The following is a 24,949-nucleotide window of genomic DNA, read 5'->3' as shown; positions in this document are numbered from 1 at the left end:
ATGATCCGTGTTCTGTCGGCAGTGAATCTGCCACGGCTATCGTTGCGCCATATCCTGATGGCATTGCCCTTCGCGGTCGTGCTGGCCCAGCCTGCCTTGGCGCAGGATCTCGATCCGCTGCAGAACATGCTGCAGACCGTGGTCGACGCGCTGACCGGGCCAATTGGAAGGCTGATCGCCATCCTCGCCGTGGTGGCTGCGGGCTATATGATGTTCACCGGGCGTCTGAATTGGCCGCTCTTCCTCGCTATCTTCTTCGGCGTCGTGCTGGTCTTCTCGGCCGCCACGATCATCGACGGCTTCGCAACGCCCTAACAGGCCGCGCGTCACCGGACGGGCGGGGCATTCCTCCTTCCCCTGCCTCGCCCTCCGGCCCAATCCCGTCAAACCGGACCTTTCTCATGCATGATGCGCCCTTGTTTCTCGGCCTCACCCGGCCGCCGAAGATCTTCGGCCTGCCGATCGGCTATTTCGTGAGCCTGATGCTCGCCTCGGTCATCCCCTTCGTGGGCGCGAATGACTGGCGGTTCCTGATGATCGGGGTGCTGGGCTATCCGGTCCTCTGGTTCGTTGCCGACCGCAATCCGAACCTCTTCGAAGTGATCTCGGTGGTCTTCTCCCGCACGCCGCGCACCAAAGGCAAAGCAGCCTTTGGCGGAGATCGCCATGTCAGCTGATCTCAAATCGCTGTTCCCAGCCACCCCGGCCCTGAAATCCGTCCTTCGCCCCGAAGATCTTGGCGCCGAATCCCTGGCCCGGCATCTGCCCTGGCTCTCCGCGCCGCGTGACGACCTGATCCTGAGCCGCCAAGGCGATCTGATCGCCTCGGCCCTGGTCGATGGGATGGACAGTTTCACGGTGGACGAGGGCGACCTTGCCCTCGTCCCGGCTTCGCTCGCGCGTCTCATAGGGCAATTGGGGGAGGGCTTTGGCTATCACGTCTCCAAACTGACCCTGCCTGCTGCATTGCAACTCAAGGGTTTCGATGCCGATCTCGACGCCCGGGGCGGCGAGGGCTTTGCCTTTGCCGTAGACCGCCGCTGGCAGGCGCATCTGGCAAACCGCGGCTTGAAGCGCCGGGTGCTGATGATCTCGCTGATCCTGCGTCCGACCGCGCTGAAACGCCTGCCGCTGATGGGCGCGCTCTTTAAGGCAGCCTTTTCCGACGACATGGCCGCACGGGCCGAGCGCCTCAACGAGGCCATGGGGCTCTTGGCGGGTGTGGCTCAAGGCATGGGCTTTCGCCGCCTGACGGTCAGTTCCGGCGAATGGCTGGGCTACCTCGGCGGGCTGATCGGCCAGCCGGTCGTCAAAACCCTTCCCATGACCGGCCAGTTCCTGGCTGACAGCCTGACCACGAGCCAATTCACCTTCCGGGGCAAGCACGTCGAGATCGAAAACGCCGGCGAGCATCGCTACGGTACGATCTTCGGCATCAAAAGCTATCCGGCCCGCACCTGGGCGCGGATGCTCGATGCCCTCGAACTGCCTTTCGACATCACGATCACCAACAGCTTCACCCCGGCGCGGAACAACGAGATCGAGGAGCGCATCAAGCGCACGGCGCGGCAGATGCGGGCCTCGGAAGATGCCGCAGAAACTCTGCGGCAGGAGCTCTACGAGGCGGCCGACAATGTTGCCTCCGGGCGGCAGGTCTTCGGCAAACACCATTTGACGGTGATGGTCACCGCCGAGACCCCGGATGAGCTGGAAGAGGCGGCCTCCGAGGTCTGGCGCGCCGGGCAGGATTGCGGCGCGGTGCTGGTCCGCGAGAGTTTCGCGGCTCGGGCTGCCTGGTTCGCCCAAGCGCCGGGCAACTGGTCCTATCGCCCGCGCACCGCGCTGATCTCCGCCAACAACTTCGCCCATCTCGCGGCGCTGCACCGGGTGGCCGAGGGCCGTCCGAAGGCGCAGTCGCCCTGGGGCGAGACGATCACTGGCCTGCCGACGGTGACCTCGAGCCTTTACCGCTTCAATTTCCACGACAAGGGCACGCGCGGCGAAGAGCCAAGCGCCGGTCACACCCTCGTTCTGGGTCGCACCGGTTCCGGCAAGACCCTCGGCACGGCGTTTCTCATGGCGCAGGCCCGGCGCGTGCATGCCCGCATCCTCGTCATCGACAAGGATCGCGGTCTGGAAATGGCCGTCCGCGCGCTTGGCGGCAGTTATTCCGCAATCCGCATTGGCGAGAAGACCGGGCTCAACCCGTTCCAGACCGAAACCGATGAGCGCGGGGCTGCATGGCTGACCGATTGGCTGGGCGACATCCTGGCCGGGCAGTGGGGGTTCGAGACGGCGCAGACCGTCAGCCTCAATACCGCCGTGCGCCAGATCGTGGGCGCCGATGCGCGCCTGCGGAACTTCGACGGGCTCGCCACCCTGGTCGCTTCGACCGACGACGAGGGCGATCTCGTCGCCCGGGTCCGGGAATGGGGGCAGGGGGGCCGCTACGGCTGGCTCTTCGGGCCGGGCGCGGTGTCCGAGATCAGCCTCGCCGAGGATGTGGTCGGTATCGACATGTCCGAGATCCTCGATCTCGGCACCGAGCGCTCGGCACTCTTGGCCTATCTCTTCCGTCGCATCGAACGGGTGATCGAGGATCGCCGCCCGACCCTCATCGTGATCGATGAGGCCTGGAAGATGCTGGACGATCCGATCTTCGAGAAGCGCCTGCACGACTGGCTCGTCACGATGCGGAAGAAGAACGCCGCCGTGATGATGCTGACCCAGACGCCGACGCATCTGACGCAGTCGAAAGTCGGCCAGATCATCGCGGAAAGCGTGGTGACCCAGCTTCTCTACCCCAACCCGCGCGCCAACCCCGAGGATTACCGCATCCTGCGGCTGAACGAGAAAGAAGCCGAGTTCCTCTGCACGCCGACCGGGGGTCTGAGGCTCGCGCTTCTGCGCTCGGCCGGGGATTCCGTCTTCGTCAACATGGACCTCGCCGCCCTTGGCCCGCTCCTTGCCGTCCTGGGCGGCGGACGATCCGGCGAGGACCGCGCCCCCTTCGGCTGGCGCCAAATGCCCGACTTCTGGAAGGATATGAAATGACCCCCTGCACCAATCTGGGCTGTAAGCTGCGTGGCAGTTTCCGCCCACTGGCACTCGTTCTCGGTCTGGCCGCTCTCTCCGCCTGCGACGGTGTGGAAACCGGCGCCGTCTCGCCCTGCCACGGCCAATTCCGCGCCGAGGGCAAGTATTTTGCCGCCCGCACGCAGTCGGATGGCTCGCGCGTTGTCGTCAGCACGATGAGCGCGCCTGACTCCGTGGCCTGCGGGAACTGACCCCGGACATGCCGCGCCCTACCTCCCTTCTTCCCGGTCTTCTGATCACCGCAGCACTCGCGGACCTCGCAGGTCTCGCCGGCGCCGGCTTCGCACAGGGCGTGCCGATCATTGACGGGTCGCGCCTGTCGAACCTGATCTCGCGGCTCGCGGAACAGGCCGCAGATGCCGTGAAGCAGGGAGAGAAGCTCGACACACACAAGTCGCTGAACGAGATCGAGGCGGAGCAGCTCGCGGCCTATCAAGAGTTTCTGGCCGATACGACGGGCCGAACCGATGTCAGTGGATTCGAGGCGGGCGGGGTGGATTTCCCCTCTGTCGATGAGACCTATCCCGTCACCGAGACTTCGCCGGAAGCGCAGCGCCTCTTCGGCGATGGCGCAACGGTCGAGGCGATGATCATCGCCACCGCCCATCGCTATGACGGCCATCCCGGCATCGCAGCAGCAGGGCTCAACCCCACGACATGGCGCATCCTGTTCCAGTCGCTGGTGAAGCAGGAAAGCGGCTTCAACAATGCGGCCGTCAGCCCGGTCGGGGCACTTGGCTTTACCCAGCTGATGCCGGGGACTGCCGCCGATCTCGGCGTGGACCCTAGCGATCCCGAGCAGAACCTCGACGGTGGCGCGCGCTATCTTGCGACCCAGCTCCAGAGCTTTGGACGGGTCGATCTGGCCCTTGCCGCCTACAATGCCGGGCCGGGCAATGTCCGCAAATACGGTGGCATCCCGCCCTTCGAGGAAACCCAGAATTACGTCCGCCGGATCGCAGGCTTCTACGACGCCTATCTCTCGGTGATCACCGGCGCCGATGTCACCGGCACGCTTTACGGGGTTGAAGGCGCGAGCGCCGAATGGGGCAATATGTCCTCGGCCTTCGTTGGCTATTCGTCGGAAGGCGCGGCCCAGATCGAGGCCGCAATGGCGCGGATCGCGGGGCTTCTCTCCGAGGCCAAGCCCGCGACCTCGAAAGAGGCGGTCGACCAGAACACCTACATGCTGGCCGAGCGCGCCCGGCTCCTGGCGCTGACGCTGCGCCTGCGGGCCGGGGCCGTGAAGGTCGAAGCCGCCAAGGGGCTCTCGGACGCGTCTCAGGCCCTGCAATATTCGGATTTCTGGAGGTATTCTCATGAGAATTGATCGGATGGCTGCTGCCGCCCTGCTGGCGTTTGGCCTCACTGGCACCGCCTTCGGCCAAGGCGTGCCGGTGATAGATGGCACCAACCTCGCCAAGAACATCGAGCAACTGCAGGCCGCCCTGCAGGATGCCGAAAACCAGATCGCCCAGATCGAGGAACTGAAGAAACAGGTCCAGAACGGCCTCGATCAGATCACCAATCTGCAAGGCATCCTGGGTTCGATCTCGGGTCTGAACGAGATTGCGAGCCTCTACAATTCGGCGCAGGACCTGCGGTCGCGGGCGGCGAAGATCACCGACCTCTCCGGCTTCACCAAGGCGCTGGAGATCGGCGACTTCGACAGCCTGATGGACGATCTCCTCGACGGCCAGGTCACCATGGGCGACAAGATGGCCGCCGAGTACATGCAGGACACGCTTGAGAATGCCGGGCTGACCTCGGAAACGCTGGCAGGTCTTTCGTCCTCGACCAATCCCCAGGACAAGGGCATTGCGGCCACGGCTGCGGCGAGCGCCACGGCCATGGGCATGGCGCAACTGTCTTATGAAGAGGCTGCGCAAAGCCTGGAGCGGATCGACGGCCTCGTGGCCGAGATCGGCAAGCAGGAAGAGTTGAAGGACAGTGTCGATCTCAACACCCGCATGGCGGCCGAGACCAATTACATGCTGGGCCAGATGTGGCGGCTGAACGCCGCTTCGGGCCTTGCCGCAGGACAGTCCGGGGTGAACTGGGCTGCAGAACAGGCCAAGGAGAAGAGCTTCTTCGACTATTCGGGGGCCAACTGATGCGCAGCGCTCGACTTCTCGCGGCGATGGCCGTCGTCCTTCTTTCCGTCCCGGGACTTACACGGGCCGAGGATCTGACCAGGGTCAGCGATCTCGATCTTCTGGCGAAGACCCGGGAAGCGGTGGGGGCGCAGGACGCTGATGGCGCACTTGAGCTTCTGACCGAGATGGAGCGGCGCGGAGTCGGGATCTTTGCGGGGCAGGGGGGTGCGAAGTGCGAGGAGGTCATCGAACTGCCAGGCGGAATTACCGACTGGCGGTTCAAGGGTGCAGCACGTCAGGCCTATATCACCGCAGCCAAGGAGCGCCGACTTGCCGAGAAGTCCTGCGCCTGCCTGTTCGACGGCTATGGCTTCGATGTCTTCACCACAGAGCATTTGAGCAAGGCGCCCGCCGATCTGGTCGACGCTGACCGTGCCGCTTTGGAAGCGTTCCTGACGGACCACCAGCGTGACACAGAGACCGCCTATCGCGCCCTCGAACGCTCCTGCCAGGCCAACTGATCCATGGCCATCATTGCCGAAATCCTCACCCAGGTGGACGCCGCCGCCGCATCGGTCGGTGCGACGGCCTTCGGCGCGGTAGCCGCCGAAGTGATCCCGGTCTTCCGTGTCGGCTCGGTCCTTGTGGTGGCGCTCATCGGCATCAACCTCATGGCGCAGGCGGTGCCGATGACCTTGCGCAACGGTCTCGGCCTGATGGTCCGGATTTCGGTCGCCTCGGCCTTCCTTTCGTCCTGGACGAACTTCAACGCGGTCTATGGCGTGATCACCAATGCCCCGAGCGAGATTGGTGCGGTGGTGATGAATGCCTTTGGTGCGGGCGGTGGCAGCCTCTATGACGGGCTCGACAGCCTCTACCTCAAGGCCCTCGATGTGGGTCAGGCGAGCAGCCAGAACGGCAGCTACATCACCGGGGCTCTGGCGGGCCTCCTGATGTTCCTCATCGCGGCGCTGATGGCCACGATCTCCATCATCGTGATCGCCGCCGCCAAGATCATGATCGGCGTCCTGGTGATCTTTGCCCCCGTCGCCATCACCTGCACGCTCTTCAAGGTGACCGCGCCGATCTTCGACCGCTGGGTCAACCTCGCACTCGGCTTTGCGCTCTATCCGATGCTGACCTCGGGCATGGCCGCCTTCACCATCGCCATCGCCCGCGACCTCACGCCCACCTCGCTGACCAATGTCGAGACCATCGGCGATGTCCTGAGCTTCGTCGTCGTCATGATGCTCGGCACCGGTCTCATGGCCATGGTCCCCACCATCGCGCAATCCCTCGCCCAGACCGCGACCGGGCTAGGCGGGGTGGCCAGTTCCACTTTCCGCACTGGCGGTAGCATGGCGGGCTACGGTCGTTCCGGCGCGGCCGGGATGATCGGCGCCGTCCGGGGTGCTGCCGACATGGATGCGGGCGGACGCCGCCCGTCCAATGCCCGTCTCACCGGCCATGCCGCAGGCCAGATCGGCCGCTCCGCAGTGCAAGTCGCGATGCGGCTGGCGAGTCGAACCTCCGACAAGAGCTGAGCCGACAAGAAATGCCCAATTTGAAAGGAACGCCGATGCCCGATCTGATGCATCAGCATGGATTTGATGTCGACCTCGTGCTGGAGCCACGGCTTTCGGCGCGGCGGGCCTGGATGGTGGCCGGTGGGGCAGGGACCCTATCGCTGCTTCTTGCCACCGCTCTCGCACTGGTCCTGCCCCTGAAAGAAACGCAGGTCTTCACGGTACTGGTCGACCGCCAGACAGGCGATGCCGAAAAGCTGGTGAAGGTGACCCCGACCGGCATCGAGGATCAGGAGGCGCTGAAGCAGAGCCTCCTCGTCGCCTATGTTTCCGACCGCGAGGGCTACTTCCTGCCCGGCATTCAGGCGCGGCTTGAGAGCGTGCAGCGCCGCTCGAGCGGCGCTGCCGAGGAAAGCCTGCGGCTTCTCTGGTCGAAGGGCGGAGACAACAAGGCCTATCCGCCGGACGTCTATGGGCCTGGGGCCGAAGTATCGGTGACCGTCCGGCGGATCACGTTCCTCTCCGCCAATGTGGCCCAGGTCCGCTTCCTCAAATCCCTGCGCCAGGCGAAGCAGGAGCCGGTGACCCAGCCCTTTGTCGCCACAGTTGAGTTCGCCTTCGCGCCCAAGACCGAACGCTCCCTCGCCCATGTCTGGGAAAACCCACTCGGTTTCACGGTCACTGCCTACCGCGTCGATGCCGAAACTCTGGAGACCAATCCATGACCCGCTCGCACTTCCTTCCCGGGCTGCTGATTGGCCTTAGCATTACGCTCGGCGCGGCCAGCCCGCTTCTCGCCGAAACCGCTCCTGCCTCGATGGGTGCAGATGCCCGCGTGCGTTCGGTCCTCTACAACCCGGTCGACGTCATCCGCCTCGACACCCAGCTCCGCGTCAACACCGCCATTGAGCTTGGGGCAGGGGAACGGATCGACTCTGTTCTCCTGGGCGACAGTGAGGCCTTCGAGGTCGAGGTCCTGTCGAACCGCACCACGGTCTCGGTGAAGCCGGTCATCGCCGGGGCGGAGACCAACATGACAATCTACACCGGGCGGCGGACGATCACGCTTGCAATCAGCGAGGGTCATTCGCGGAATCCGATCTACCGGCTTGTGCTGCGCTATCCGGAGGCCTCGTCGTCCCGGCCCGCCAAGGTCGCGGCTGGGTCGCGGGATATCGGCTATGCCTGGTCCGGCGATGAAAAGCTGAAGCCGGTGAACATCTGGAACGATGGCACGGCCACCTACTTCGCCTTCGCACCGGGCCTGCGTCCGTCGATCTTCGGTGTCGATGCCACGGGCCGCGAGGTTACGCTGAACTCGGGGACGAATGGCAGCGTCGTCCGCGTTCCGGGCTTGCGGGATGAGTATTCGATCCGGATCGGGACCGAAGTCCTCTGCATCGAGCGGGTGGAGGGCGGTGTGACCACCGATCCCGCGCTGATTGCCAAGCTTCAGGGTTGGGAGTTTTGAGATGAACGAGAAGCAGATTCCCGAGGCAGAAACCAAAGCCACAGCGCCCGAGCCTGAATACAAGATCGAGCGACCGAAGCCGAAGCTGACGAAGCAGCAGCGGATCGGCATGGGCGCCCTGTTGGCTGGTGCCAGCATCGCAGCCCTATGGACCCTCTGGCCCGCACAAAAGGCGATCCCGGCGGTGGAGACCTCGGAAGCGCAGGAGTTCCAGAACCCGGACAAGGGGCCCGCCTTCGGCGCAATTGAGCCCGCCGGCGATGTTAAGGGTAAGGAAGGGGCAGACTTCGCCGATATCGAAGGTCAACTGGCCTCGCAGCGCGAGTCTCTTGAGACAAAGAACGCCGCGCTGACAGGCGAAGTGGACCGGCTTCAGAAGGAGCTCGCTGATCTGGCCGCCAAGGCCGCATCCGAGAAGGATGACAGCGCCAAAGAACTGGCCGAGGCCTTGGCGAAGGCGCAGGAGCAGAACCAGGCGATGATCGAGAGCATCAAGGCTGAGTTTGGTGGCGAGATTGCAGCGCTGAAGGCGACGGCGGCGGCAACGGACAAAGAGACCGCAAAGCAAGAGGCCGAGCTCGCGGCCCGGCGGGCCAAGAAGGAGGAGGAACTGGCGGCGCGCGTGTCTTCGCCCTCGGTTGTCTTCGACAATGGTCAAAGCGGTGGTAACAGCGACACCAAACTGATGCCGCCGGAAGAGGGTCAGAACGGTTCGCGCGATGCCGCAGGCCGCGACTTCGTGCAATCGGGCCGTGAGGCAACGCCCGTCGAGGCTTCTCAGGTCATCGCCAATCCTTCGAATACGGTCCTGCAGGGCACGATGATCGAGGCCACTCTGGAAAACGCGGTCGATTCCTCGCTGCCTGGCCAGCTGACCGCCATCGTCACCCGGCCGGTCTGGTCCTTCGATCAGGCGCAGATCCTTGTCCCGGCGGGCTCGCGCCTCTTTGGCGAATATTCCTCGGAAGTGGCCATCGGTCAGGGCCGCATCCTTGTCGCCTGGACGCGCCTCGTCACCCCGGACGGCCAATCGGTGCAGATGGAAGCCTTCGGCGGCGATGCCCAGGGTCGCTCGGGCATCACAGGCAAGGTCAACAGCCGCTTCGGTCAGCGCTTCGGCTCGGCCGCCCTGATCTCGCTTCTGGGCGCGGCTCCCGCCGTCGCGGCCGCAAACTACGCAGACAAGCTCAGTGCTGATACGGCCGAAAGCGTCGGGCAAGATCTCGGCTCGGCCATGGGCTCCGCCGTCGAGGCCTATACCAGCCTTCCGCCGATCATTTCGGTCGCGCCGGGTGCGGCGATCACCGTCATGGTCGACCGCGATCTGGAATTCTGGTGAGGAGGGGCTGAAAATGGACGGCCAGCCCTCCTTCCTCGCCTCCTATCTCGCGCCGCTGGCCGACCTTCTGGCCCGGCCCGATCTCGTCGAGATCGCCATCAACCCCGATGGGCGGGTCTGGACGGAGCGAAAGGGCGGGGTGCATATGGAGCCGGTTGCTGATACCCGGATCGACCGCTACTTGTCGGTCAATCTCGGCCAGGCAATCGCCTCATCGGTCGGTGTGCAGTTCTCTGACCGCAAGCCCACCGTCTCGGGCAAGATCATGTTCGGCAGCACGGCCATCCGTGCCCAGGTCGTGGCAGCGCCCATCGTCGAAGGTGGCATGGCGATCACGCTCAGGCCCTTCAAGACCGGCGCTGATGTCCTGATCGCGCCGCGGTTGTTGCATGGCACCCTGATCGATCTCGATCATCGCAAGCGCGAACTCAGCAAGGAAGTCCTGGCCCTCGCGGAAGCCGGGGAAATCGAGGCCGCGATGCGGTTGTGCGTGCGGAAACGCCTCAACATCCTGATTTCGGGTGGCACCTCCACGGGCAAGACCACCTTCGCCCGCTGGCTTCTATCGATGGTTGATGCTCAAGAACGCATCCTCACCATTGAGGACGCCTACGAACTCTTCCCGGGGCAGGAGAATGTCGTGGCCTTGAAAGCCGACCGGAATTCGCAAGGGGAGCGGACGCCGGCGCGGCTCTTGGAGGCGTCACTTCGCATGCGGCCGGATCGGATCATTCTGGGTGAGCTTCGGGGGGAGGAGAGCCGGACTTTCCTCGAGGCAATCAATACCGGGCATGGGGGGTCATTCACGACGATACATGCCGATACAGCGCGCAAGGCCATCGACCGGCTCGCGATCATGGTGATGGCGGCCGGGCTGGGTATGGGGTTCGAGGAGGTGAAGCGGTACTGTGAAGGATCGGTGGACCTTGTGGTGCAGCTGGCCAGACACGGGGGGAGCAGGGGAGTGGCAGAGATATGGGTGCCCACTGACGATGCCAAGTGATTGGCGCAAACTGGTCTTCGCTTACTTGACTTGGATCATGCGTCCCTCTTCACGCCATTCCGGCAGGCCGCCGTCCATGCGTCGGGCTTGCAGGCCACGTGCGCGCAGAAGGGTTTCTGCCTGTTGGGAGTCGAGGCAGAAGGGGCCGCGGCAGTAGGCGACGATCTCTCCGTCCAGATGGGCGTCGGCCAGTTCGCTCAGGCGCAGATTGATGGCACCCGGCAGATGTCCGACCGCGAATTCGTCGGCGGGTCGCAGGTCGATCACGGTCACCTCCCCGGCAGAGATACGTTCGGCCAGCTCGGCCCGGCTCACTGGCTCGGGCGGGGTTTCGCCGCCGGACAGACCACGCAGGATGCGCTCAACCTCGGCCAGATTGCGCTCGGCGATCTGACGCAGCCCGGCCATCAGCCCAAACGCGGACGGGTCGGAGAGGCGATAGATTACCGCCTTGCCTGCACGCTGGCTTGCGACAAGACCGGCCCGGCGCAGGACCTTAAGGTGCTGCGAGCAATTTGCGAGTGTCAGCCCGGTGCGGGCCGCGAGACTGTCGACACCGTGTTCCTTCTGGGCCAATTGCTCCAGGATGGCCAGCCGCGCCGGGGCGGAGAGCGCGGTCGCGACCAGGGCATATTCCTCGAGCAGGGCCTGTTTCGGAGAGATTGACACCATCGGCGGTGGACCCTACATCATTCAAGCGATTACTTGAATGTAGCGAGTCGCGGTTCTCGCGGCAAGCCCGCCCAGAACAGGAGATGGCGATGATCCTCAGGCAATTCTTGCATTCCGACCCGGTTGGCGCGTCCTATCTGTTCGGCTGCGGCGGCAAGGCGGCCGGGGCGGTGGTTGATCCGATGGGCGACATCGCGTCCTATCTCGATGCCGCCAAAGCCTTGGGGATGAGGATCCTTTTCGTCATCGACACCCACCTGCACGCCGATCACGTCTCCTCTGGCCGTGCTTTGGCCGAGGCCTCCGGGGCGGACTACGTGTTGTTTGCAGGGGCAGAGACGCGGTTTCCGTTCCGGGGCGTGAAGGATGGCGATGTCCTCGAACTCGGCAACGTGACCATCACCGCGCTGCATACGCCCGGTCACACGCCGGAAAGCCTGTCGCTTCTGGTCACCGACCGCACCCGCTCGGCCGAGCCCTGGTTTGTGCTGACCGGTCATACGCTGATGGTGGGCGACATGGGGCGGACGGAACTGGCCACCCGCGCCGAGGACGGCGCAAGGGCGCTGTTCCGCTCGGCCGAACGGCTGAAGGCGTTGCCTGATCATCTGGAGGTTTTGCCCGGGGCCTTTTCGGGCTCGGTCTGCGGGCGCAAGTTGAGTGGTAAGCCCACCTCGACCATCGGCTTCGAGAAGCGCCACAACACGGCCTTTGCGATGCAGGACGAAGAGGCCTTCGTGCAGGCCATGCTGGCCGACATCCCGCCCCCGCCGCCGGAAGCGGCCCGGCTGCGGGCCATCAACGCGGGTGAGGCATGACGTCTGGCGAGGGCCTGCTGACCCCCTTCGGCATCCGAGAGAACCTGACGCAAGTCAGTCATCAACTCATTCAGGTTCTGCTGGTGGGCTTTGCCATCGGCATGATGCGGACGGTGATCCCGGCGCTGGCCGAAAGCGATTTCGGCGTGGCGCGGGGGTCGTTCCTGCTGCTCTCGGCCTTTGTCGTGGCTTTCGGCGTGGTGAAGGCCGCGATGAACTTCCTGGCCGGGCGGCTGTCGGAACGGATCGGGCGCAAGAAGGTGCTGGTCGCGGGCTGGCTGGTGGCGTTGCCGATCCCGGTGATGATCTGGGCCGCGCCGAACTGGGGCTGGATCGTCGCGGCGACGGTGCTTCTGGGGGTGAACCAGGGGCTGTGCTGGTCGATGACCCAGACCGCCAAGCTAGATCTGACGCGCGCCGATCAGCGCGGGCTGGTCCTGGGGCTCAACGAGTTCTCTGGCTATGTCGGTGTGGCCTTGGCCGGCATCCTGACTGCCTATGCGGCCGAGGCCTTGGGCGCACGGCTGGGCCTACTGGTCTTCGGGCTGGTGGTGATCCTGCTCGCACTGGTGCTCTCAGTCGTCTGGGTGCAAGACAGCTTGCCTTGGGCGCGGTCGGAGGCGGCGGCCCACAAGATCCAGCCGCCCCGCTTTCCACCGCGCTATCCTGTGGGCGTGGCTGAGCATCCGACGACGGGGCAAGTCTTTGCCCTGATGTCATGGAAGGACCGGCGGCTCTTTGCCCTGTCGCAGGCCGGTTTGGTCGAGAAGTTCGTCGATGCGCTGGTCTGGGTGATCTTCCCGGTGCATCTGCGCGCCGCTGGCGCGACCCTGCCGCAGATCGGCTGGATCGTCGGAACCTATGGCTTCGTCTGGGGCCTGTCGCAGCTGTTCACGGGGCGGCTGTCGGACCATGTCGGGCGGTTCTGGCCGAATGTGGCGGGCATGGCGATTTGCGGCGCGGGCATGGGGTTGGTAGCCTTGGGAAGTGGCGCACTGTGGTGGTCAGTCTCGGCCGCGATCGCGGGCTTTGGCATGGCGCTCCTCTATCCCAACCTCTCTGCCGCCGTGGCGGATATCACCCCGCCCTCCTGGCGCGGCTCGGCCATCGGCATCTACCGGTTCTGGCGTGATCTGGGATACGGCACCGGCGCGGCGGCCATCGGGCTGGTGGCGATGATAGGCGGCACGGGCGCGGCTTTCTGGTTCGTTGCCATTACGATGTTGGCCTCTGCCTTCGTGCTGTTCCTTTTCGGCGAGGAAACCCATCCCCGCCTCAATCCCGCGAAGGAGCTGATATGATCCTGTTGATCCTGAACGACCCGCCCTACGGCACGGAACGCAGTTACAACTGCTTGCGGCTAGCCAATGCGCTGGCCAAATCCGGCCAGGAGGTGACCGTGTTCCTGATGGCCGATGCCCTGCGCCAAGTTGGGCCAGAAGACGCCCGAAGGGTTCTACAACTTGGAAAAAATGCTGGGACGGTTGATCGCAGCCCGCAGCAAGGTTCTCTTGTGCGGCACCTGCATGGATGCGCGCGGGCTGGAGGCGACGCAGCTGCTGACCGGGGCCGAACGGTCGACCATGGATGCACTGGCCGAGGCGACGATTGCAGCGGACAAGGTGCTGGTGTTCTGACCCTTCCCGATCAGAGTCGTCTGCGACGTGCAAGCTCGCGATAAAGCGCCTCGCGCGTCACGCCGAGTTCTGCTGCCACATCCTGCCAGCGGCCCTTGTCCGGCAAGGCATTGCCTGCTTCAAGCCAAGCATCTAGCCGGGCGGAAACCCTGGACAGGCTGCGAATTTCCGCCCGAAGCCGCGCCCCTTGGGTGGCCCGCGCCAGCGAGGCGGCCCAAGCGGTTGAAAGCGCGGCATCGGCAGACATAGCATCAAGGAAAACCTGCTTCGGCAGGGCGGCCAGAACGGCGGCCTCCGCCGCCACGGCATCGCAGTGGTAGTGCGGCGAATAGGCCGAGGCTTCGGCCAGAACCGCCCCCCGCCCCGCCCGGTGCAGGATCAGCCGATCGCCCGAGGCGGTATGACGGATCAGATGAACTTCGCCGCTTTCCACAAGGAACATCTCGCGCACCGGGGCGCCCGTCAGGAACATTGTTGTTCCCGAAGGCAGGGACTGGCGGAACGCACCATCAAACAAACGGGAAATCAGGGTCTGCATGATCATGATCATATGCCATTCCGTTCGCCCGTGAAACACAGCGAGGCAATACGGAGGACCGACATGACCGCTTTTCTCAACCGCCTTGCACCGGTTGCCCTGATGACCGCCCTGCTCGCCATCCCTGGCATGACTGCCGCACAGACGATGGACCATTCCAAGATGGACCACTCTGCGATGATGGCGCAGATGTCGGGCGGCGGGCCGACCGAGGCGGGCCAAGGCGCCTTTGCGGCCATTGCCGAGATCGTGGCGATCCTTCAGGCCGATCCCATGACCGATTGGTCCAAGGTGAACATCGAGGCGCTGCGCCAGCACCTGATCGACATGGACAACGTGACCCTGCGCGCGCAGGTCGTCGAGGCCGATGTCGACGGCGGCGCGGTCTTCACGGTGACCTCGCCGGATGCTGCGGTCGCTGCCTCGATCCGCCGGATGACCCTGTCCCATGCGGCCACCATGACGGGTTCGGGAGGCTGGATCATGGCCGCAGAAGAGGCACCCAACGGCGCAGTTCTGACCGTCACCGGCCCGGATGCCGCACAAATCCGGGCACTTGGGTTCATCGGTGTTATGACCGTCGGCATGCATCATCAGGCGCATCATCTGGCCTTGGCACGCGGGCAGATGCCGCACTGACCCATTCCTCCGGCACTGACGCGCCGCGCCGGAGGATGTTCTTCTGCTCTGGCATAAAGCCGGTTCGAGATCAGACCCGCCGGCCTTCGGTCGTGCAGGGTCTTGGCAACGGCTCGTGCGACCCGCTCGATCAGGACGACCATCATGGAGGTCGGGCCGAAGCTCGCAACCGAGGCGGCTGCCCCGAAGCCCTGTCCGTAGAACGCCCGGCATGCGCCCCAAGCCACGGCGTCGTTCTCATGGTTTCTGGTTCGTGACAGAAGCCGCCCTTTCGGCCCGCTTCGCGGCTCCGTCTTGAAGAGGGGGCAGCTTACGCGCTGCCCCCGGTCGTTCCGTCAAGGTGCCTTCATCTCGGCGTAATCGCCACCCGTGCGCAGTGTCAGCGTCACCGGCGCGTCTGTGCGGTTGCGCCAGAACCAGCCGTGATTGCCGGTGAAGGCGGCGGTCAGGGTGCCGCTCGCCTCGGGGACCGCCCGCCCCGCTTCATAGCTGATCTCCTGGCCCGACCCGTCGCCGTGCTGGTCAAAGTTCACGACGCCGCCATTCGCGGACCACTGGAACCGGGCGACCGCGCCTTCCTGCATGACCAGCTTGACCTCGACCCCCTCGCCGGGTGGAAGGGTATAGCTGACTTCGTCGCGCCATTCCGGGGTGGCGGCTTCGACTGGGTCCGCTGGAGCAGGCTCAGGTGCTGCGGCGATCGATGTCTCGACGGGCTCGGCCGGCTCGGGGACAGGTGCCGCGGACGACTCGATGGCAGCGGGGGGCGCGCCGATCACGGCGGCTAGGCCAGCCAGTTGCGCGTCGATGCGGTCAAGACGCTGGAGGATCTCGGCCGGAACGACAGCTGGAGTTGAGTCATTCACGGCCTGGGCGTCGGCCTCGGCCTCGGCGGCAAGCTGCTGCTTGATGTCACCCATGTCGGTAAGCCCGGTCAGGTCCCCGACCCCGGTCGGGTCGACGCCGTATTCGGCGGGCAGCCAGAACAAGACAAGGATCGCCCCCGCCGCCCCGGCGGCAATCAGGGTGGATCGGACCAACCCACCCGGAGTGGCAGGCACGTTTTGCACAGGGGCGGCTGCTGCCAAGTGGCGAGGTTCGGCCCGCAGGGGCGGAGCCTTGGAGATATCGAAACGGTTGTTCACGGGACGCCCTCCTTTCAGGCGACGAAATAGCCGGTGATCTGCAGGCCCATCAGGGCAAAGCCAGCCACCATCATCAGGACATTCGCGGCATAGGCCTGCCGCGCGAAGGCAGGCCGCGCCCGCCAATGGATCATCGCCGTCAGGATCAGCGCCAGCGCCATCAGCTGGCCAAGCTCCACGCCGACGTTGAAGGCAATCAGATTGCCGAGAAGGCCGTCGGGCGAGATGTCATAGCTCTGGATCTTGGTGGCCAGGCCAAAGCCGTGGAGAAGGCCGAAGGCCAGCGTTGCCGCCTTGGTGTTCGGCTGCACCCCGAACCAGAGGCGGAACGCGCCAAGGTTGTCCAGCGCTTTGTAGACCACCGAAAACGCGATGATCGCGTCGATGATGTAGGCGTTGAAGGCGATCTGCCACCAGACGCCGGCCACCATCGTCACCGAATGGCCGATGGCGAAGATGCTGACATAGGTCGCGATGTCCTTCGACCGGTAGAGAAAGAAGATCACCCCGGCGAGGAAGAGAAGGTGGTCATAGCCCGTCACCATGTGCTTGGCGCCGAGGTAGATGAAGGCGATGGGGCGAAAGCCCGTCACCTCTTGCACATAGCCCGCGTCGCCTGCGGTGACGTTATGGGCAAGGGCCGCCCCTGCAAGCAAAAGGGCAGTCAAGAGCGTCGCCACTGCGGCAAGCGCCTGCCATGGCATCCTGGGGCGCCACTGCGCCCGGAAAATCTGTGTCATGTGTTGTTTCCTGACGTGATAGATCGGACCGCCCGGGATGCCGGGCGGCGGCTCAGATCAGCGTCAGTCGGGGTGGCCGTCGCGGGCCGTCACGGATGGTGTCGGAGGCCACAAGGGGGTCCGGGCGTAGGATCCGCTCAGGTGGCGGGGGGATATCCGCCGCGGGGACCACAAGCAGCGCCACACTGACGTGATCGTGGTCGCTGGAATCGTGATGATCCGACCCTGCGATATTGTGCGAATGGCCATGCTCGACATGATAGGCCCGGTGATCGGCCTCGGCGGCCATAGCGCCGGGACCATGCTTCACGGTCTCAAGGGCTGGCGCGACGGCCAGCGACAGGGCAAGACATAAGGTCGCCAAAAGCGCCCCTAACCCCCGCCATGCTGGTTCTGCTGCACGCATCACTGTCCTTCGGGGTTGACCCCGCTTCGCTTCTTGCCTCATCCCCCCGGGGGGGTTACCATCGGTATATGCCAGAAGATCACACCCATGCAAGCCACCCCGCCATCGCCACCCGGCTGAAGCGCGCCGAGGGGCATTTGCGCCGCGTCATCGGCATGATCGAGGAGGGGAGACCCTGCCTTGATCTTGCCACGCAGCTGCAAGCCGTCGAACGCGCCGTCGCCGAGGCGAAGCGGGCGCTGATCCACGACCATATCGACCACTGCCTTGGCGACGGAGATGGGCATGCCCTGACCGAGATCAAGGCCCTGACAAAGCTCCTCTGAAATGTTCTCCACACTGAAGAACCCGACCTTCCGCCATCTTTTCGCCGCGCAGTTCGTCGCGCTGGTCGGCACCGGCCTTGCCACCGTGGCGCTTGGCCTCCTGGCCTGGCACCTTGCGGGTAAAGACGCGGGCGCGGTCCTGGGCACGGCACTGGCGATCAAGATGGTGGCCTATGTCACCCTTGCTCCCATCGCCGCTGCGGTGGCCGAGCGCCTTCCTCGACGGGCCTTCCTTGTCGCGCTGGACCTGATCCGCGCCGGCGTCATCGCCTTTCTGCCCTTCGTGACTGAGGTCTGGCAGGTCTACCTGCTGATCTTCCTGTTGCAGGCAGCCTCGGCCGGGTTCACGCCAGCCTTCCAGGCGGTGATCCCCGACGTGCTGAAGGACGAGGAAGACTATACCAACGCCCTTTCCCTTCTGCGGCTGGCCGAGGATCTGGAGCAGCTCGCCTCTCCCATCCTCGCTGCGGCGCTGCTGACTGTGGTCAGCTTTCCGGTGCTGTTCGCGGGAACCGTAGCGGGGTTCATCGGCTCGGCGCTTCTGGTGGTGACGGCACGCCTTCCGGCGCGGGCCAGGGGAGAGCCCGGCCATTTCTGGGCCGATGTCACAAAGGGCGTCCGAATCTACACCCGAACGCCGCGCCTGCGCGGGCTGATGGTGATGGAGGCCGCAGTCGCTGCCGCTGGCGCTATGGTCTACGTCAACACCGTTGTCCTGGTGCAGGCGCGACTGGGGTTGGGCGAGGAATCCGTGGCGCTGACCTTCGCGGGCTTTGGTGCGGGGTCGATGCTGGCGGCCTTCCTTCTGCCGCGCATCCTCCGGCGGCTGGCGGACCGCCCGGTGATGATCGGCGGCGCCGCCTTGATGGTCGCGGGCGTGGCGCTGGTGCCACTGGTAGGCAGCCTTGCCGCGCTGATCGCCCTTTGGGCGTTGATCGGCTTTGGCTTCTCGCTGACCCAGACCCCCATCGGGCGGATCATCCACCGCTCGGCCCATGAGGCGGACCGGGGCGCGGTCTTTGCCGCGCAATTTGCGCTGAGCCACGCCTGCTGGCTTGTGACCTATCCGCTGGCGGGCTGGATCGGCGCAGGGGCAGGGCTGTCGGTGGCGGCGCTGGTCTTGGCCGCGGTGGGGGCGGCAGGTCTGGTCGCGGTCCTGAACCTCTGGCCTGCCCGTGACGAGGCCATCCTGCCGCATGACCACGCCGACTTGCCTCCTGACCACCCGCATCTGACCGGGCACGGCCCGGCCCACACCCATGCCATCGTCATCGATGACCTGCATCGCCGCTGGCCGCGCGTGGCGTAAGACGTCGATGGTGCTTTCCGGCCTGTTTCTCGCCGCGTTTCTGGCGGCCACGCTGATCCCGGCGCAGTCCGAGCTTGTGCTGGCCGCCATGGTCGCGTCTGGCAGTTATCCAGTCTGGGCGGTGGTGGCCGTCGCGACCACGGGCAATGTACTGGGGTCGGTCGTCAACTGGCTCTTGGGCCGAGGCGCGGCGGAATTGTCCGATCGGCGCTGGTTCCCGGTTTCGCCGATGCGCCTCAAGCAGGTGTCGGACTGGTATCGGCGGTGGGGCTACTGGAGCCTTCTTGCCGCCTGGGTGCCGCTGATCGGCGACCCGCTGACGGTGGCCGCCGGCACCCTGCGTGAGCCCCTCTGGCGGTTCCTGTGTCTGGTGACGATTGCCAAGGGCGGTCGGTATGTCCTGCTGGCGGCGGCGGTGCTGGGGGTCGCCTGACCTCGGCCGTCTTCTTTGGCTGCCGAACACAGCCCGCCCGAAACCGCTGGGCTCATAGCGCTCCATACTGAGCGAAGACACTGGTCGAGCCATCGCGCAGGATCAACAGCACGTCATAGGCCTCGCGGCTGTCTTCCGATCCCATGCCGGGCGACCCATAGGGCATGCCCGGAACGGCGAGCCCGATGGCGTCGGGTCTTTCGGTCAGCAGACGGTCGATCTCGGCGGCGGGAACATGGCCCTCCAGCGCATAGCCGTCCACCACGCCAGTATGGCAAGAGAAGACGGCAGGCGGGATGCCCAAGCCGGTCTTGAAGCCGATCAACAGGGTCCCGAAGCGCTCTTCGTCGGTTACGGCAAAGCCTTGGTCCCGCAGATAGGCGACCCAAGCCTCGCAGCATTCGCAACCAGTTCCCTTGACGACATGAATGGCGGGCCGTTCTTTCGCCCGTGCCGCGCCAGGCGGCACCAGGGCGGCACTTCCGATCAGGATCAGCGCCTTGCGGCGGTTCAGGGTCTCTATGGTCATCCCTTCACTCCTTGTTGACTGGCTTGGTATCCCATGGCCTTTCGCCAGCCGTCCAGCGCGGCAAGGTCTTCCGCAGACACGTTTGTCTGTTCCGGGATCGCGTCGCGGTCCATCGGGTCGACGGGTTTGCCATCCAGACGCACTTCGTAGTGCAAGTTGGGACCGCTGACGAGGCCGGTGGCACCAACGGCCCCCACCAGGTCGCCGGGCTTCACGCGTTGCCCGGGCTGCACGTCCCTTGCGATGGATGACAGATGGGCATAGCGCGTGACGACCCCGCCGCCATGGTCGATGTCCACCGTCAATCCATAACCTCGGATCGTCCCGGCAAATGCCACGCGTCCCGCACCGGTGGCGCTCACCTCGGTTCCCGTGGGGGCCGCAAAGTCGATGCCGGTGTGCATTCGGACCCCGCCCAGCACGGGATGATTGCGCTTGCCAAAGACCGATGACAGCCGCGCCCCCAGGATCGGCGGGGCCGATCTCTGGACGATCTCGCCGTTTTCGAACACCAGAACCGGACCCGCCGCTGAGGTTGCAACCAGCTCCAATGACCGGCCATTCAGCGTCAGACGCGCGTATTGCAGCCGCGGCTCGCCGACGATTGTCCCATTGGGCAGCCGGTCCTCCTGCCAGGCGAGAGCGAAGGTTTCGCCCCCTTGCAGATCGCGTCGGAAATCGACTTGTCCGGCAAGAAGGGCAACGAGATCGACCGCGAACCGTTCCGGCGCATCGCGCGCGACGAGGGCCTCGTACAGCGTCGCATCCAGGGTCAGGGTTTCCTTGCGATCCACCGCTACGATCGTTGGATCCCGGCGCTCCACCGCGACACCGGCCGTGAAGGTCAGGGCGATCTCTACGCCATCATCGACGGAAAGGGTCAGAGAACGCAGGCTTGCCGGTGCCCCGGGCCGTGTCGTCCATGCGATCCGGTGGCCGGGCTTCAGTTCAGAAAGTTCATAGACGCCGGTCAAGGCCAGCACCGCTGCGGCCCGGTCATTGCCGTCGATTCCTGCGGACGAAAGCACAGCATCGAGCGTGTCGCCGCTTTTGATGGTCATGAAGCCCGAAGGCATGATCGTCGCATGGCGCATGGGAGGATCGGCGAAGGCAGAGCCGGAAAACAGCGCAAGTGTGCAAAGCAGGGCGATGGCGATCTGGTGGCGGATCATGCGGGAGCCTCAGGTCAGGATGCGCCGGATCTTCGGCAGGGCGAAGCGGCGGTCCTCGTGGAAATCGATGATGCTGGCGAAGCGCCCGTCCGGGTAGAACAGGAAGACACCAGCGGTGTGGTTCATGGTGTAGTCATCGTCGCGCGCGATTTTCTCGTAGCGCACCCGGAACGCGGCGGCGACACGCGCGGTGTCCGCGGCGCTGCCGGACAGGCCGGTGATGCGGGGATCGAAATTCGCGACGTAATCGGCCAGCACCTCGGGCGTGTCCCGCTCGGGGTCTACCGTGATCAGCGCGACGGTTAGCCGGTCGGCGTCCGGCCCAAGCGCCTCCAGCCAACCCGAAATGTCGATCAGCGTGATCGGGCAGACATCGGGGCAGAAGGTGAAGCCGAAGAACACCAGAGCGGGGCGACCGATCCAGGCCGCTGGCGTCACCTCCTGCCCGCGATGGTCCGTCAGGCGCCAGGACATGGCGGTCAGCGGCAAGGGCAGCTTGTCGTCCGGCACGACCCGACTGCGCCAGGCACCGAGCGCCAGAGTGCCCGTCGCAGCCACCGCGACCCCTGCAAGCGACAGGATCAGTTGGCGTCGTCGCATTCCGGCCCCTCGGCACGCAGCGACAGCACCTCGACATTGACTGTCACCGCGCCGGCCTTGGCGAAGGTCAGAGTGACGGGAAAGCTGTCGCCTTCTTTCAGCGCCGAGGTCAGGCCCATCAGCATCCCGTGATAGCCGCCGGGGGCCAGTTCGGTGGTTTGGCCCGCCAGAACCGGCACGCTCATGGCATGGGGCATCGACGCCACGCCATCCGTGACCACGGTTTCATGCAGCATCGACATGGTGGCAGCTGGTGTCGCAATCGCGGTCAGAGCATCGTCAGCCGCCCCAGCATTGGTAATCTCGACATAGAAGACAGCCGGTCGGCCTGCGCCGATGGTGGCGCGCGACCAGGCATGTCCGATGGACAAATCGCCGAGCGTGACGGTTTCGCAACCCTGCGCCGCGCCGGCAAACAGCGCCAGGGTCAGGCCACCAAGAAGAATGTTTCGCATTAGAGCCTCGATTTCAGATCAGCAAGAATTTCGGTGGCCGGGGTGCCGTAGTCATACTGGCGCAACCAGTCGCCTTCGGGTCCAATCAGGTAAAGCCCCGGATTGTGCGACATCGTATAGCCATCGGGCGCGGCGGCATCCGGCTCACGCTCGAAGAAGATCTTGAAACTGTCGGCGGCGGCCCGTGTGGCGGTATCATCCCCCGCAAGCCCAAGGATCGACGGGTGAAAAGCGGCCGTGAATTCCGTCAGGCCCAATCGCCGGTCACGTTCGGGATCGACCGAAATGAACAGGGGCTGCACCTTTGCGGCCTGCGTTTCCAGACCCTCCATGACCTGAGCGACCTCGGCCAACGTGGTCGGGCAGACATCGGGGCAATTGGTAAAGCCGAAGAACACCAGCAGATAGCGGCCGCGAAACTCGGCATTGGTGCGGATCTTGCCGGCAGCATCGGCCAGCGAGAATTCCGGTCGAAAGGCGGCCTCGACCCGGGGGGCGGGCTGACGCAACTGGAGGATGACCGCGCCGATGGCCGTCAGAACGACCATACCCCACAAGATTTTTCGCAATAGCGGTACTCGTGTCATGTTTGCCGTCTCCTGTCCGGCGCGTCTAGACCCTCTAGCGACTTGAGCTTCAAGTCACGGGATGGTGATGTTGGGGCAGGGCGGCGGAAACCGGCCACGGCGTTTGACTGTCAGCGCCGTGACCATTGGCCGAGGCGCTGACACCGCGAAGTCGATCCAGACGAAAGGACTCAGCCTCAGCGCCAGCAGAAGACGTGGCCGCCTTTGCCGACCGGACCAAAAGTCAGGGCGCAGCTTTCGCTGCGGCGCGGATGTCGGCTTGCAAGCTTTCGAAGCTGACATCCACCAGCTTGCGACCGTCCAGATAGAAGGTAGGGGTCTGCTCGATGCCAAGCGCGGTCAGGTCGGCCATGTCCTGATTGAGGACCGCGGTCGTGCCGGGGAACAGGCCGTCGGTTTTGCCCTTCACCAGATCCATGCCCGTGGCCCCGGCAATGCGCCAGGCCTTTTCCAAATCCGGCCCGTCATGCAGCGCCCAGTCCGGTTGCTTCTCGAACAAGGCATTCAGCACATGTTCAAACTTGTTCTGCATCCGCGCAGCTTCCAGAATGCGGACAGCCTCGTCCGATCCCTTGTGGAACGGCGTATAGCGCAACACGACGCGCAATTCCGTCGGGAATTCCTTGCGTAAGGCCTCGACCACCGGGTGAAAGGCGCGGCAGGCCTCGCAAGAGGGGTCGAAGAATTCAACGAGGGTGACGGGCGCTTCGGCCGGACCAAGGATCGGAGAGTGAGGACGAATCAGCAAGGTTTCTTCGGTTGGCGGCGCGGCGGCGGCCTCAGTGGCAGCGGCTGCGGTTTCGGCTGCGCGCTGGCGGTTGACGTAAAGGGCGCCACCGGCAAAGGCGGCAACCCCAAGGGCCGACGCGCCAATCATCAGGGTCCGGCGGTTCATGTGCGGTTTCCTTTCACTTGGGTCAGACAGGCAAGAATGGCGGCAAAGGCCAGAAGCGAGAGATAGGGCAAGGGAAGGCCCAGCACGGTCTGCGCCGCCGCATCGGTGCAAGAGGGGCCATCCTTGGTGCAGGGCGCGATCGCCTTCGGGATGATCCCGGCATAAAGGCCGGAATGCCAGATCGCCACAGCCAGCCCGACAAGCGCGAGGATCGCGGCAGGCAGTCTTGCGCCCGGATCGTCACGCAGCGCCGCCAGCCCCAGGATTACCACCAGCGGGAACATGGCGATGCGCTGATACCAGCACAAGGTGCAGGGCATCCGGCCCAGCACCTCGCCGATGAAGAGGGCGCCGAGCGTCGCGCCAAGGGCTATCAGGAAGGCCAGCATCAAAGTGGTCTGGGCGCGGGGGGCAAGCGTATCAGACATGGTCGTGAGTCTTTCGGAAAGCAGGCAAAGCGGACACCAGGATCAGGACAGCCCCGATAAAGATCGCCACATCCGCCATGTTGAAGGTTGGCCAGTGCCAAGCCTGCCAGTACAGGTCCAGAAAATCCGTGACAGCCCCCCGCCGCAGTCGGTCCAGGATGTTGCCAAGGCTTCCGCCGACCACCAGCGCGAAACCGGCGGCTTCCCACGGGTTGCGGGCACGCAGCGCCAGCACGACAAGTACAAGCGTGATGGCGCCGGTCAATGCCGCCATGGCCAGAGGCGTATCCTGCGTCACCCCCGACAGCATCCCGAAACTCGCCCCGGTGTTGAAACCCAGCGTCAGGTTGAAACCGGGCAGGACCGGAACCGGCTCTCCTTGCGCAAGCGAGGCGAGTGCGGTCGCCTTTGTGGCCTGATCCACGCCAAGGGCCATCAGCCCGATCAGCGCCAGTTGCCAGCGCTTCATGTCCTGCCCCCGCTTGGAAACCCGATCCAGCGGGGAACCGCGCTGCAAAACGCCTGATACGCGGCGCCGTTGCTGGCGGCCAGCACCTGTTCCTCGGACTGAATCTGCAGGGTGGCGGACCTGAAGAACAGGATTGCTCCGGCAAGGGTGGGCAGGGCCGGGATAGCAAGGGCCACGCCTGACAGAAGGATGAACTGCCCGAGAAAGGTCGGGTTGCGGCTGAACCGAAAGAGCCCCCCCTGAACCAACGCTCCGGTCTCGCCCGGCCGCACACCCACGCGCCAGGATGCGCCCATCGACATCTGCGCCGCAAAGGCAACCATCGCCCCGACCGCCGCAAGGCCCAGCCCCATGAGGCCAATTGCCGTCATCCGTCCTTCAGTCCACAGAGGATCGGATTTGTGAAGGGCGGGCACGATCAACCACAGCAAAGGCCCCGCAAAGGACAGGGCGAAGGTCAGACTGAACCCGAACGCGGCCAAACGGTCGCGCCCGGTGGCGGCACCGAACAGCCAGATGCCACGCCCGGCAGCCCGGGCAGCCAAGGTGCCGCCCCAGAAGAACAGGCAGAGATAGGTGCCAAGAACGATCAGCGCCGCCCAGCCGAAGGCATGCAGCAT

The 24,949-nt window shown here is 65.0% G+C and carries 32 protein-coding genes and 1 pseudogene; 19 read left to right on the top strand and 14 right to left on the bottom strand.

Going from position 1 to position 24,949, the window contains the following annotated elements; translation table 11 throughout:
• From AC4PTB_RS19245 to AC4PTB_RS19190, 12 genes are all read left to right on the top strand, one after another.
• A complete protein-coding gene (locus AC4PTB_RS19245) occupies nucleotides 1-315 on the top strand; it encodes a TrbC/VirB2 family protein (protein ID WP_492192821.1) in 315 nt (104 codons plus the stop codon).
• A gap of 86 nt (nucleotides 316-401) precedes the next feature.
• The gene (locus AC4PTB_RS19240; RefSeq protein ID WP_492192820.1) at nucleotides 402-677 is read left to right on the top strand and encodes a VirB3 family type IV secretion system protein; all 276 of its coding nucleotides are present in this window, start codon (nucleotides 402-404) and stop codon (nucleotides 675-677) included.
• Complete coding sequence (locus tag AC4PTB_RS19235; protein WP_492192819.1) at nucleotides 667-3,054, top strand: VirB4 family type IV secretion/conjugal transfer ATPase; 2,388 nt, start codon at nucleotides 667-669, stop codon at nucleotides 3,052-3,054. The genes AC4PTB_RS19240 and AC4PTB_RS19235 overlap by 11 nt, the downstream gene beginning before the upstream one ends.
• Nucleotides 3,051-3,287 carry a hypothetical protein gene (locus AC4PTB_RS19230; protein WP_492192818.1) on the top strand — a complete coding sequence of 79 codons (237 nt, stop codon included), beginning with the start codon at nucleotides 3,051-3,053 and terminating at the stop codon, nucleotides 3,285-3,287. The genes AC4PTB_RS19235 and AC4PTB_RS19230 overlap by 4 nt, the downstream gene beginning before the upstream one ends.
• A gap of 101 nt (nucleotides 3,288-3,388) precedes the next feature.
• On the top strand, nucleotides 3,389-4,426 hold the full coding sequence (locus tag AC4PTB_RS19225) for a lytic transglycosylase domain-containing protein (protein ID WP_492192817.1): 1,038 nt from the start codon (nucleotides 3,389-3,391) through the stop codon (nucleotides 4,424-4,426).
• A gap of 4 nt (nucleotides 4,427-4,430) precedes the next feature.
• Nucleotides 4,431-5,210, top strand: a complete 780-nt coding sequence (locus AC4PTB_RS19220; RefSeq protein ID WP_492192816.1) for a type IV secretion system protein — start codon at nucleotides 4,431-4,433, stop codon at nucleotides 5,208-5,210.
• 26 nt (nucleotides 5,211-5,236) lie between these two features.
• Nucleotides 5,237-5,713, top strand: coding sequence for a hypothetical protein (locus AC4PTB_RS19215; RefSeq protein ID WP_492192815.1), 477 nt, complete (start codon nucleotides 5,237-5,239; stop codon nucleotides 5,711-5,713).
• A gap of 3 nt (nucleotides 5,714-5,716) precedes the next feature.
• Entirely contained in the window at nucleotides 5,717-6,736 is a 1,020-nt protein-coding gene (locus AC4PTB_RS19210; protein WP_492192814.1) for a TrbL/VirB6 family protein, read from the top strand.
• Nucleotides 6,737-6,771: 35 nt separating this feature from the next.
• Complete coding sequence (locus AC4PTB_RS19205; RefSeq protein WP_492192813.1) at nucleotides 6,772-7,443, top strand: VirB8 family type IV secretion system protein; 672 nt, start codon at nucleotides 6,772-6,774, stop codon at nucleotides 7,441-7,443.
• The gene (locus AC4PTB_RS19200) at nucleotides 7,440-8,189 is read left to right on the top strand and encodes a TrbG/VirB9 family P-type conjugative transfer protein (RefSeq protein ID WP_492192812.1); all 750 of its coding nucleotides are present in this window, start codon (nucleotides 7,440-7,442) and stop codon (nucleotides 8,187-8,189) included. Before AC4PTB_RS19205 ends, AC4PTB_RS19200 begins: the two co-directional genes overlap by 4 nt.
• A 1-nt stretch (nucleotide 8,190) precedes the next feature.
• Complete coding sequence (locus AC4PTB_RS19195; RefSeq protein ID WP_492192811.1) at nucleotides 8,191-9,528, top strand: TrbI/VirB10 family protein; 1,338 nt, start codon at nucleotides 8,191-8,193, stop codon at nucleotides 9,526-9,528.
• Nucleotides 9,529-9,541: 13 nt separating this feature from the next.
• On the top strand, nucleotides 9,542-10,531 hold the full coding sequence (locus tag AC4PTB_RS19190) for an ATPase, T2SS/T4P/T4SS family (RefSeq protein WP_492192810.1): 990 nt from the start codon (nucleotides 9,542-9,544) through the stop codon (nucleotides 10,529-10,531).
• Nucleotides 10,532-10,552: 21 nt separating this feature from the next.
• Here AC4PTB_RS19190 and AC4PTB_RS19185 read toward each other — a convergent pair whose 3' ends face one another.
• Nucleotides 10,553-11,203, bottom strand: coding sequence for an ArsR/SmtB family transcription factor (locus tag AC4PTB_RS19185; RefSeq protein ID WP_492192809.1), 651 nt, complete (start codon nucleotides 11,201-11,203; stop codon nucleotides 10,553-10,555).
• Between the two features lie 89 nt (nucleotides 11,204-11,292).
• On the opposite strand from AC4PTB_RS19185, the gene AC4PTB_RS19180 reads away from it, so the two are divergent.
• The 3 genes and pseudogenes from AC4PTB_RS19180 to AC4PTB_RS19170 all read left to right on the top strand — a co-directional run bounded on the left by AC4PTB_RS19180 (nucleotide 11,293) and on the right by AC4PTB_RS19170 (nucleotide 13,658).
• A complete protein-coding gene (locus AC4PTB_RS19180; RefSeq protein ID WP_492192808.1) occupies nucleotides 11,293-12,021 on the top strand; it encodes an MBL fold metallo-hydrolase in 729 nt (242 codons plus the stop codon).
• Complete coding sequence (locus AC4PTB_RS19175) at nucleotides 12,018-13,322, top strand: MFS transporter (protein ID WP_492192807.1); 1,305 nt, start codon at nucleotides 12,018-12,020, stop codon at nucleotides 13,320-13,322. Before AC4PTB_RS19180 ends, AC4PTB_RS19175 begins: the two co-directional genes overlap by 4 nt.
• Nucleotides 13,319-13,658: pseudogene (locus AC4PTB_RS19170) on the top strand (DsrE/DsrF/TusD sulfur relay family protein). Before AC4PTB_RS19175 ends, AC4PTB_RS19170 begins: the two are co-directional and overlap by 4 nt.
• 10 nt (nucleotides 13,659-13,668) lie before the next feature.
• On the opposite strand, the gene AC4PTB_RS19165 reads toward AC4PTB_RS19170, so the two are convergent.
• A complete protein-coding gene (locus AC4PTB_RS19165; protein ID WP_492192806.1) occupies nucleotides 13,669-14,196 on the bottom strand; it encodes a Crp/Fnr family transcriptional regulator in 528 nt (175 codons plus the stop codon).
• A gap of 63 nt (nucleotides 14,197-14,259) precedes the next feature.
• Here AC4PTB_RS19165 and AC4PTB_RS19160 point away from each other — a divergent pair, with 63 nt between their 5' ends.
• Nucleotides 14,260-14,835 carry a hypothetical protein gene (locus AC4PTB_RS19160; protein WP_492192805.1) on the top strand — a complete coding sequence of 192 codons (576 nt, stop codon included), beginning with the start codon at nucleotides 14,260-14,262 and terminating at the stop codon, nucleotides 14,833-14,835.
• A gap of 335 nt (nucleotides 14,836-15,170) precedes the next feature.
• On the opposite strand, the gene AC4PTB_RS19155 is transcribed toward AC4PTB_RS19160, so the two are convergent.
• From AC4PTB_RS19155 to AC4PTB_RS19145, 3 genes are all read right to left on the bottom strand, one after another.
• On the bottom strand, nucleotides 15,171-15,980 hold the full coding sequence (locus AC4PTB_RS19155) for a hypothetical protein (RefSeq protein WP_492192804.1): 810 nt from the start codon (nucleotides 15,978-15,980) through the stop codon (nucleotides 15,171-15,173).
• Nucleotides 15,981-15,994: 14 nt separating this feature from the next.
• A complete protein-coding gene (locus AC4PTB_RS19150) occupies nucleotides 15,995-16,684 on the bottom strand; it encodes a HupE/UreJ family protein (RefSeq protein ID WP_492192873.1) in 690 nt (229 codons plus the stop codon).
• A gap of 88 nt (nucleotides 16,685-16,772) precedes the next feature.
• Nucleotides 16,773-17,084, bottom strand: a complete 312-nt coding sequence (locus AC4PTB_RS19145; protein ID WP_492192803.1) for a hypothetical protein — start codon at nucleotides 17,082-17,084, stop codon at nucleotides 16,773-16,775.
• 110 nt (nucleotides 17,085-17,194) lie between these two features.
• Between AC4PTB_RS19145 and AC4PTB_RS19140 the strand changes: the two genes are divergently transcribed.
• From AC4PTB_RS19140 to AC4PTB_RS19130, 3 genes are read left to right on the top strand one after another with little or no spacing between them, the layout of a single operon-like run.
• Nucleotides 17,195-17,452, top strand: coding sequence for a metal-sensing transcriptional repressor (locus tag AC4PTB_RS19140; RefSeq protein ID WP_492192802.1), 258 nt, complete (start codon nucleotides 17,195-17,197; stop codon nucleotides 17,450-17,452).
• 1 nt (nucleotide 17,453) lies between these two features.
• On the top strand, nucleotides 17,454-18,761 hold the full coding sequence (locus tag AC4PTB_RS19135; RefSeq protein ID WP_492192801.1) for an MFS transporter: 1,308 nt from the start codon (nucleotides 17,454-17,456) through the stop codon (nucleotides 18,759-18,761).
• 7 nt (nucleotides 18,762-18,768) lie between these two features.
• A complete protein-coding gene (locus tag AC4PTB_RS19130) occupies nucleotides 18,769-19,194 on the top strand; it encodes a YqaA family protein (RefSeq protein ID WP_492192800.1) in 426 nt (141 codons plus the stop codon).
• A gap of 52 nt (nucleotides 19,195-19,246) precedes the next feature.
• Here the strand turns inward: AC4PTB_RS19130 and AC4PTB_RS19125 are convergent, their stop codons facing one another.
• From AC4PTB_RS19125 to AC4PTB_RS19085, 9 genes are all read right to left on the bottom strand, one after another.
• Nucleotides 19,247-19,723 (bottom strand): DUF411 domain-containing protein, encoded by a 477-nt coding sequence (locus tag AC4PTB_RS19125; protein WP_492192799.1) that lies wholly within the window; start codon nucleotides 19,721-19,723, stop codon nucleotides 19,247-19,249.
• Nucleotides 19,720-20,895 (bottom strand): M23 family metallopeptidase, encoded by a 1,176-nt coding sequence (locus tag AC4PTB_RS19120; RefSeq protein WP_492192798.1) that lies wholly within the window; start codon nucleotides 20,893-20,895, stop codon nucleotides 19,720-19,722. Before AC4PTB_RS19120 ends, AC4PTB_RS19125 begins: the two co-directional genes overlap by 4 nt.
• Before the next feature lie 9 nt (nucleotides 20,896-20,904).
• Nucleotides 20,905-21,495, bottom strand: coding sequence for an SCO family protein (locus AC4PTB_RS19115; RefSeq protein WP_492192797.1), 591 nt, complete (start codon nucleotides 21,493-21,495; stop codon nucleotides 20,905-20,907).
• A complete protein-coding gene (locus AC4PTB_RS19110; RefSeq protein WP_492192796.1) occupies nucleotides 21,477-21,950 on the bottom strand; it encodes a copper chaperone PCu(A)C in 474 nt (157 codons plus the stop codon). The genes AC4PTB_RS19115 and AC4PTB_RS19110 overlap by 19 nt, the downstream gene beginning before the upstream one ends.
• Nucleotides 21,950-22,498 (bottom strand): SCO family protein, encoded by a 549-nt coding sequence (locus AC4PTB_RS19105; RefSeq protein WP_492192795.1) that lies wholly within the window; start codon nucleotides 22,496-22,498, stop codon nucleotides 21,950-21,952. Before AC4PTB_RS19105 ends, AC4PTB_RS19110 begins: the two co-directional genes overlap by 1 nt.
• Before the next feature lie 262 nt (nucleotides 22,499-22,760).
• A complete protein-coding gene (locus tag AC4PTB_RS19100) occupies nucleotides 22,761-23,432 on the bottom strand; it encodes a DsbA family protein (RefSeq protein WP_492192794.1) in 672 nt (223 codons plus the stop codon).
• The gene (locus AC4PTB_RS19095; RefSeq protein WP_492192793.1) at nucleotides 23,429-23,860 is read right to left on the bottom strand and encodes a disulfide bond formation protein B; all 432 of its coding nucleotides are present in this window, start codon (nucleotides 23,858-23,860) and stop codon (nucleotides 23,429-23,431) included. The genes AC4PTB_RS19100 and AC4PTB_RS19095 overlap by 4 nt, the downstream gene beginning before the upstream one ends.
• Nucleotides 23,853-24,329 (bottom strand): signal peptidase II, encoded by a 477-nt coding sequence (gene lspA, locus AC4PTB_RS19090; RefSeq protein WP_492192792.1) that lies wholly within the window; start codon nucleotides 24,327-24,329, stop codon nucleotides 23,853-23,855. The genes AC4PTB_RS19095 and lspA overlap by 8 nt, the downstream gene beginning before the upstream one ends.
• Nucleotides 24,326-24,949 carry a methyltransferase family protein gene (locus AC4PTB_RS19085; protein WP_492192791.1) on the bottom strand — a complete coding sequence of 208 codons (624 nt, stop codon included), beginning with the start codon at nucleotides 24,947-24,949 and terminating at the stop codon, nucleotides 24,326-24,328. The genes lspA and AC4PTB_RS19085 overlap by 4 nt, the downstream gene beginning before the upstream one ends.

This window comes from Rhodobacter sp. 4.3.4 (assembly GCF_058724655.1).
Note: the sequence above shows the minus strand (reverse complement) of the source record. Positions and strands in the feature narration are given on the sequence as shown.

Excerpts from the sequence above, each read along its gene's own strand:
- AC4PTB_RS19175 (WP_492192807.1), top strand. The coding sequence starts at position 12,018 with ATGACGTCTGGCGAGGGCCTGCTGACCCCCTTCGGCATCCGAGAGAAC.
- AC4PTB_RS19120 (WP_492192798.1), bottom strand. The coding sequence starts at position 20,895 with ATGATCCGCCACCAGATCGCCATCGCCCTGCTTTGCACACTTGCGCTG.
- AC4PTB_RS19125 (WP_492192799.1), bottom strand. The coding sequence starts at position 19,723 with ATGACCATAGAGACCCTGAACCGCCGCAAGGCGCTGATCCTGATCGGA.
- AC4PTB_RS19215 (WP_492192815.1), top strand. The coding sequence starts at position 5,237 with ATGGCCGTCGTCCTTCTTTCCGTCCCGGGACTTACACGGGCCGAGGAT.
- AC4PTB_RS19195 (WP_492192811.1), top strand. The coding sequence starts at position 8,191 with ATGAACGAGAAGCAGATTCCCGAGGCAGAAACCAAAGCCACAGCGCCC.
- lspA (WP_492192792.1), bottom strand. The coding sequence starts at position 24,329 with ATGAAGCGCTGGCAACTGGCGCTGATCGGGCTGATGGCCCTTGGCGTG.
- AC4PTB_RS19235 (WP_492192819.1), top strand. The coding sequence starts at position 667 with ATGTCAGCTGATCTCAAATCGCTGTTCCCAGCCACCCCGGCCCTGAAA.
- AC4PTB_RS19110 (WP_492192796.1), bottom strand. The coding sequence starts at position 21,950 with ATGCGAAACATTCTTCTTGGTGGCCTGACCCTGGCGCTGTTTGCCGGC.
- AC4PTB_RS19105 (WP_492192795.1), bottom strand. The coding sequence starts at position 22,498 with ATGGTCGTTCTGACGGCCATCGGCGCGGTCATCCTCCAGTTGCGTCAG.
- AC4PTB_RS19200 (WP_492192812.1), top strand. The coding sequence starts at position 7,440 with ATGACCCGCTCGCACTTCCTTCCCGGGCTGCTGATTGGCCTTAGCATT.
- AC4PTB_RS19100 (WP_492192794.1), bottom strand. The coding sequence starts at position 23,432 with ATGAACCGCCGGACCCTGATGATTGGCGCGTCGGCCCTTGGGGTTGCC.
- AC4PTB_RS19165 (WP_492192806.1), bottom strand. The coding sequence starts at position 14,196 with ATGCAGACCCTGATTTCCCGTTTGTTTGATGGTGCGTTCCGCCAGTCC.
- AC4PTB_RS19240 (WP_492192820.1), top strand. The coding sequence starts at position 402 with ATGCATGATGCGCCCTTGTTTCTCGGCCTCACCCGGCCGCCGAAGATC.
- AC4PTB_RS19140 (WP_492192802.1), top strand. The coding sequence starts at position 17,195 with ATGCCAGAAGATCACACCCATGCAAGCCACCCCGCCATCGCCACCCGG.
- AC4PTB_RS19210 (WP_492192814.1), top strand. The coding sequence starts at position 5,717 with ATGGCCATCATTGCCGAAATCCTCACCCAGGTGGACGCCGCCGCCGCA.
- AC4PTB_RS19150 (WP_492192873.1), bottom strand. The coding sequence starts at position 16,684 with ATGCCATGGCAGGCGCTTGCCGCAGTGGCGACGCTCTTGACTGCCCTT.
- AC4PTB_RS19115 (WP_492192797.1), bottom strand. The coding sequence starts at position 21,495 with ATGCGACGACGCCAACTGATCCTGTCGCTTGCAGGGGTCGCGGTGGCT.
- AC4PTB_RS19180 (WP_492192808.1), top strand. The coding sequence starts at position 11,293 with ATGATCCTCAGGCAATTCTTGCATTCCGACCCGGTTGGCGCGTCCTAT.
- AC4PTB_RS19230 (WP_492192818.1), top strand. The coding sequence starts at position 3,051 with ATGACCCCCTGCACCAATCTGGGCTGTAAGCTGCGTGGCAGTTTCCGC.
- AC4PTB_RS19130 (WP_492192800.1), top strand. The coding sequence starts at position 18,769 with ATGGTGCTTTCCGGCCTGTTTCTCGCCGCGTTTCTGGCGGCCACGCTG.
- AC4PTB_RS19245 (WP_492192821.1), top strand. The coding sequence starts at position 1 with ATGATCCGTGTTCTGTCGGCAGTGAATCTGCCACGGCTATCGTTGCGC.
- AC4PTB_RS19205 (WP_492192813.1), top strand. The coding sequence starts at position 6,772 with ATGCCCGATCTGATGCATCAGCATGGATTTGATGTCGACCTCGTGCTG.
- AC4PTB_RS19220 (WP_492192816.1), top strand. The coding sequence starts at position 4,431 with ATGGCTGCTGCCGCCCTGCTGGCGTTTGGCCTCACTGGCACCGCCTTC.
- AC4PTB_RS19185 (WP_492192809.1), bottom strand. The coding sequence starts at position 11,203 with ATGGTGTCAATCTCTCCGAAACAGGCCCTGCTCGAGGAATATGCCCTG.
- AC4PTB_RS19160 (WP_492192805.1), top strand. The coding sequence starts at position 14,260 with ATGACCGCTTTTCTCAACCGCCTTGCACCGGTTGCCCTGATGACCGCC.
- AC4PTB_RS19085 (WP_492192791.1), bottom strand. The coding sequence starts at position 24,949 with ATGCTGCATGCCTTCGGCTGGGCGGCGCTGATCGTTCTTGGCACCTAT.
- AC4PTB_RS19135 (WP_492192801.1), top strand. The coding sequence starts at position 17,454 with ATGTTCTCCACACTGAAGAACCCGACCTTCCGCCATCTTTTCGCCGCG.
- AC4PTB_RS19095 (WP_492192793.1), bottom strand. The coding sequence starts at position 23,860 with ATGTCTGATACGCTTGCCCCCCGCGCCCAGACCACTTTGATGCTGGCC.
- AC4PTB_RS19190 (WP_492192810.1), top strand. The coding sequence starts at position 9,542 with ATGGACGGCCAGCCCTCCTTCCTCGCCTCCTATCTCGCGCCGCTGGCC.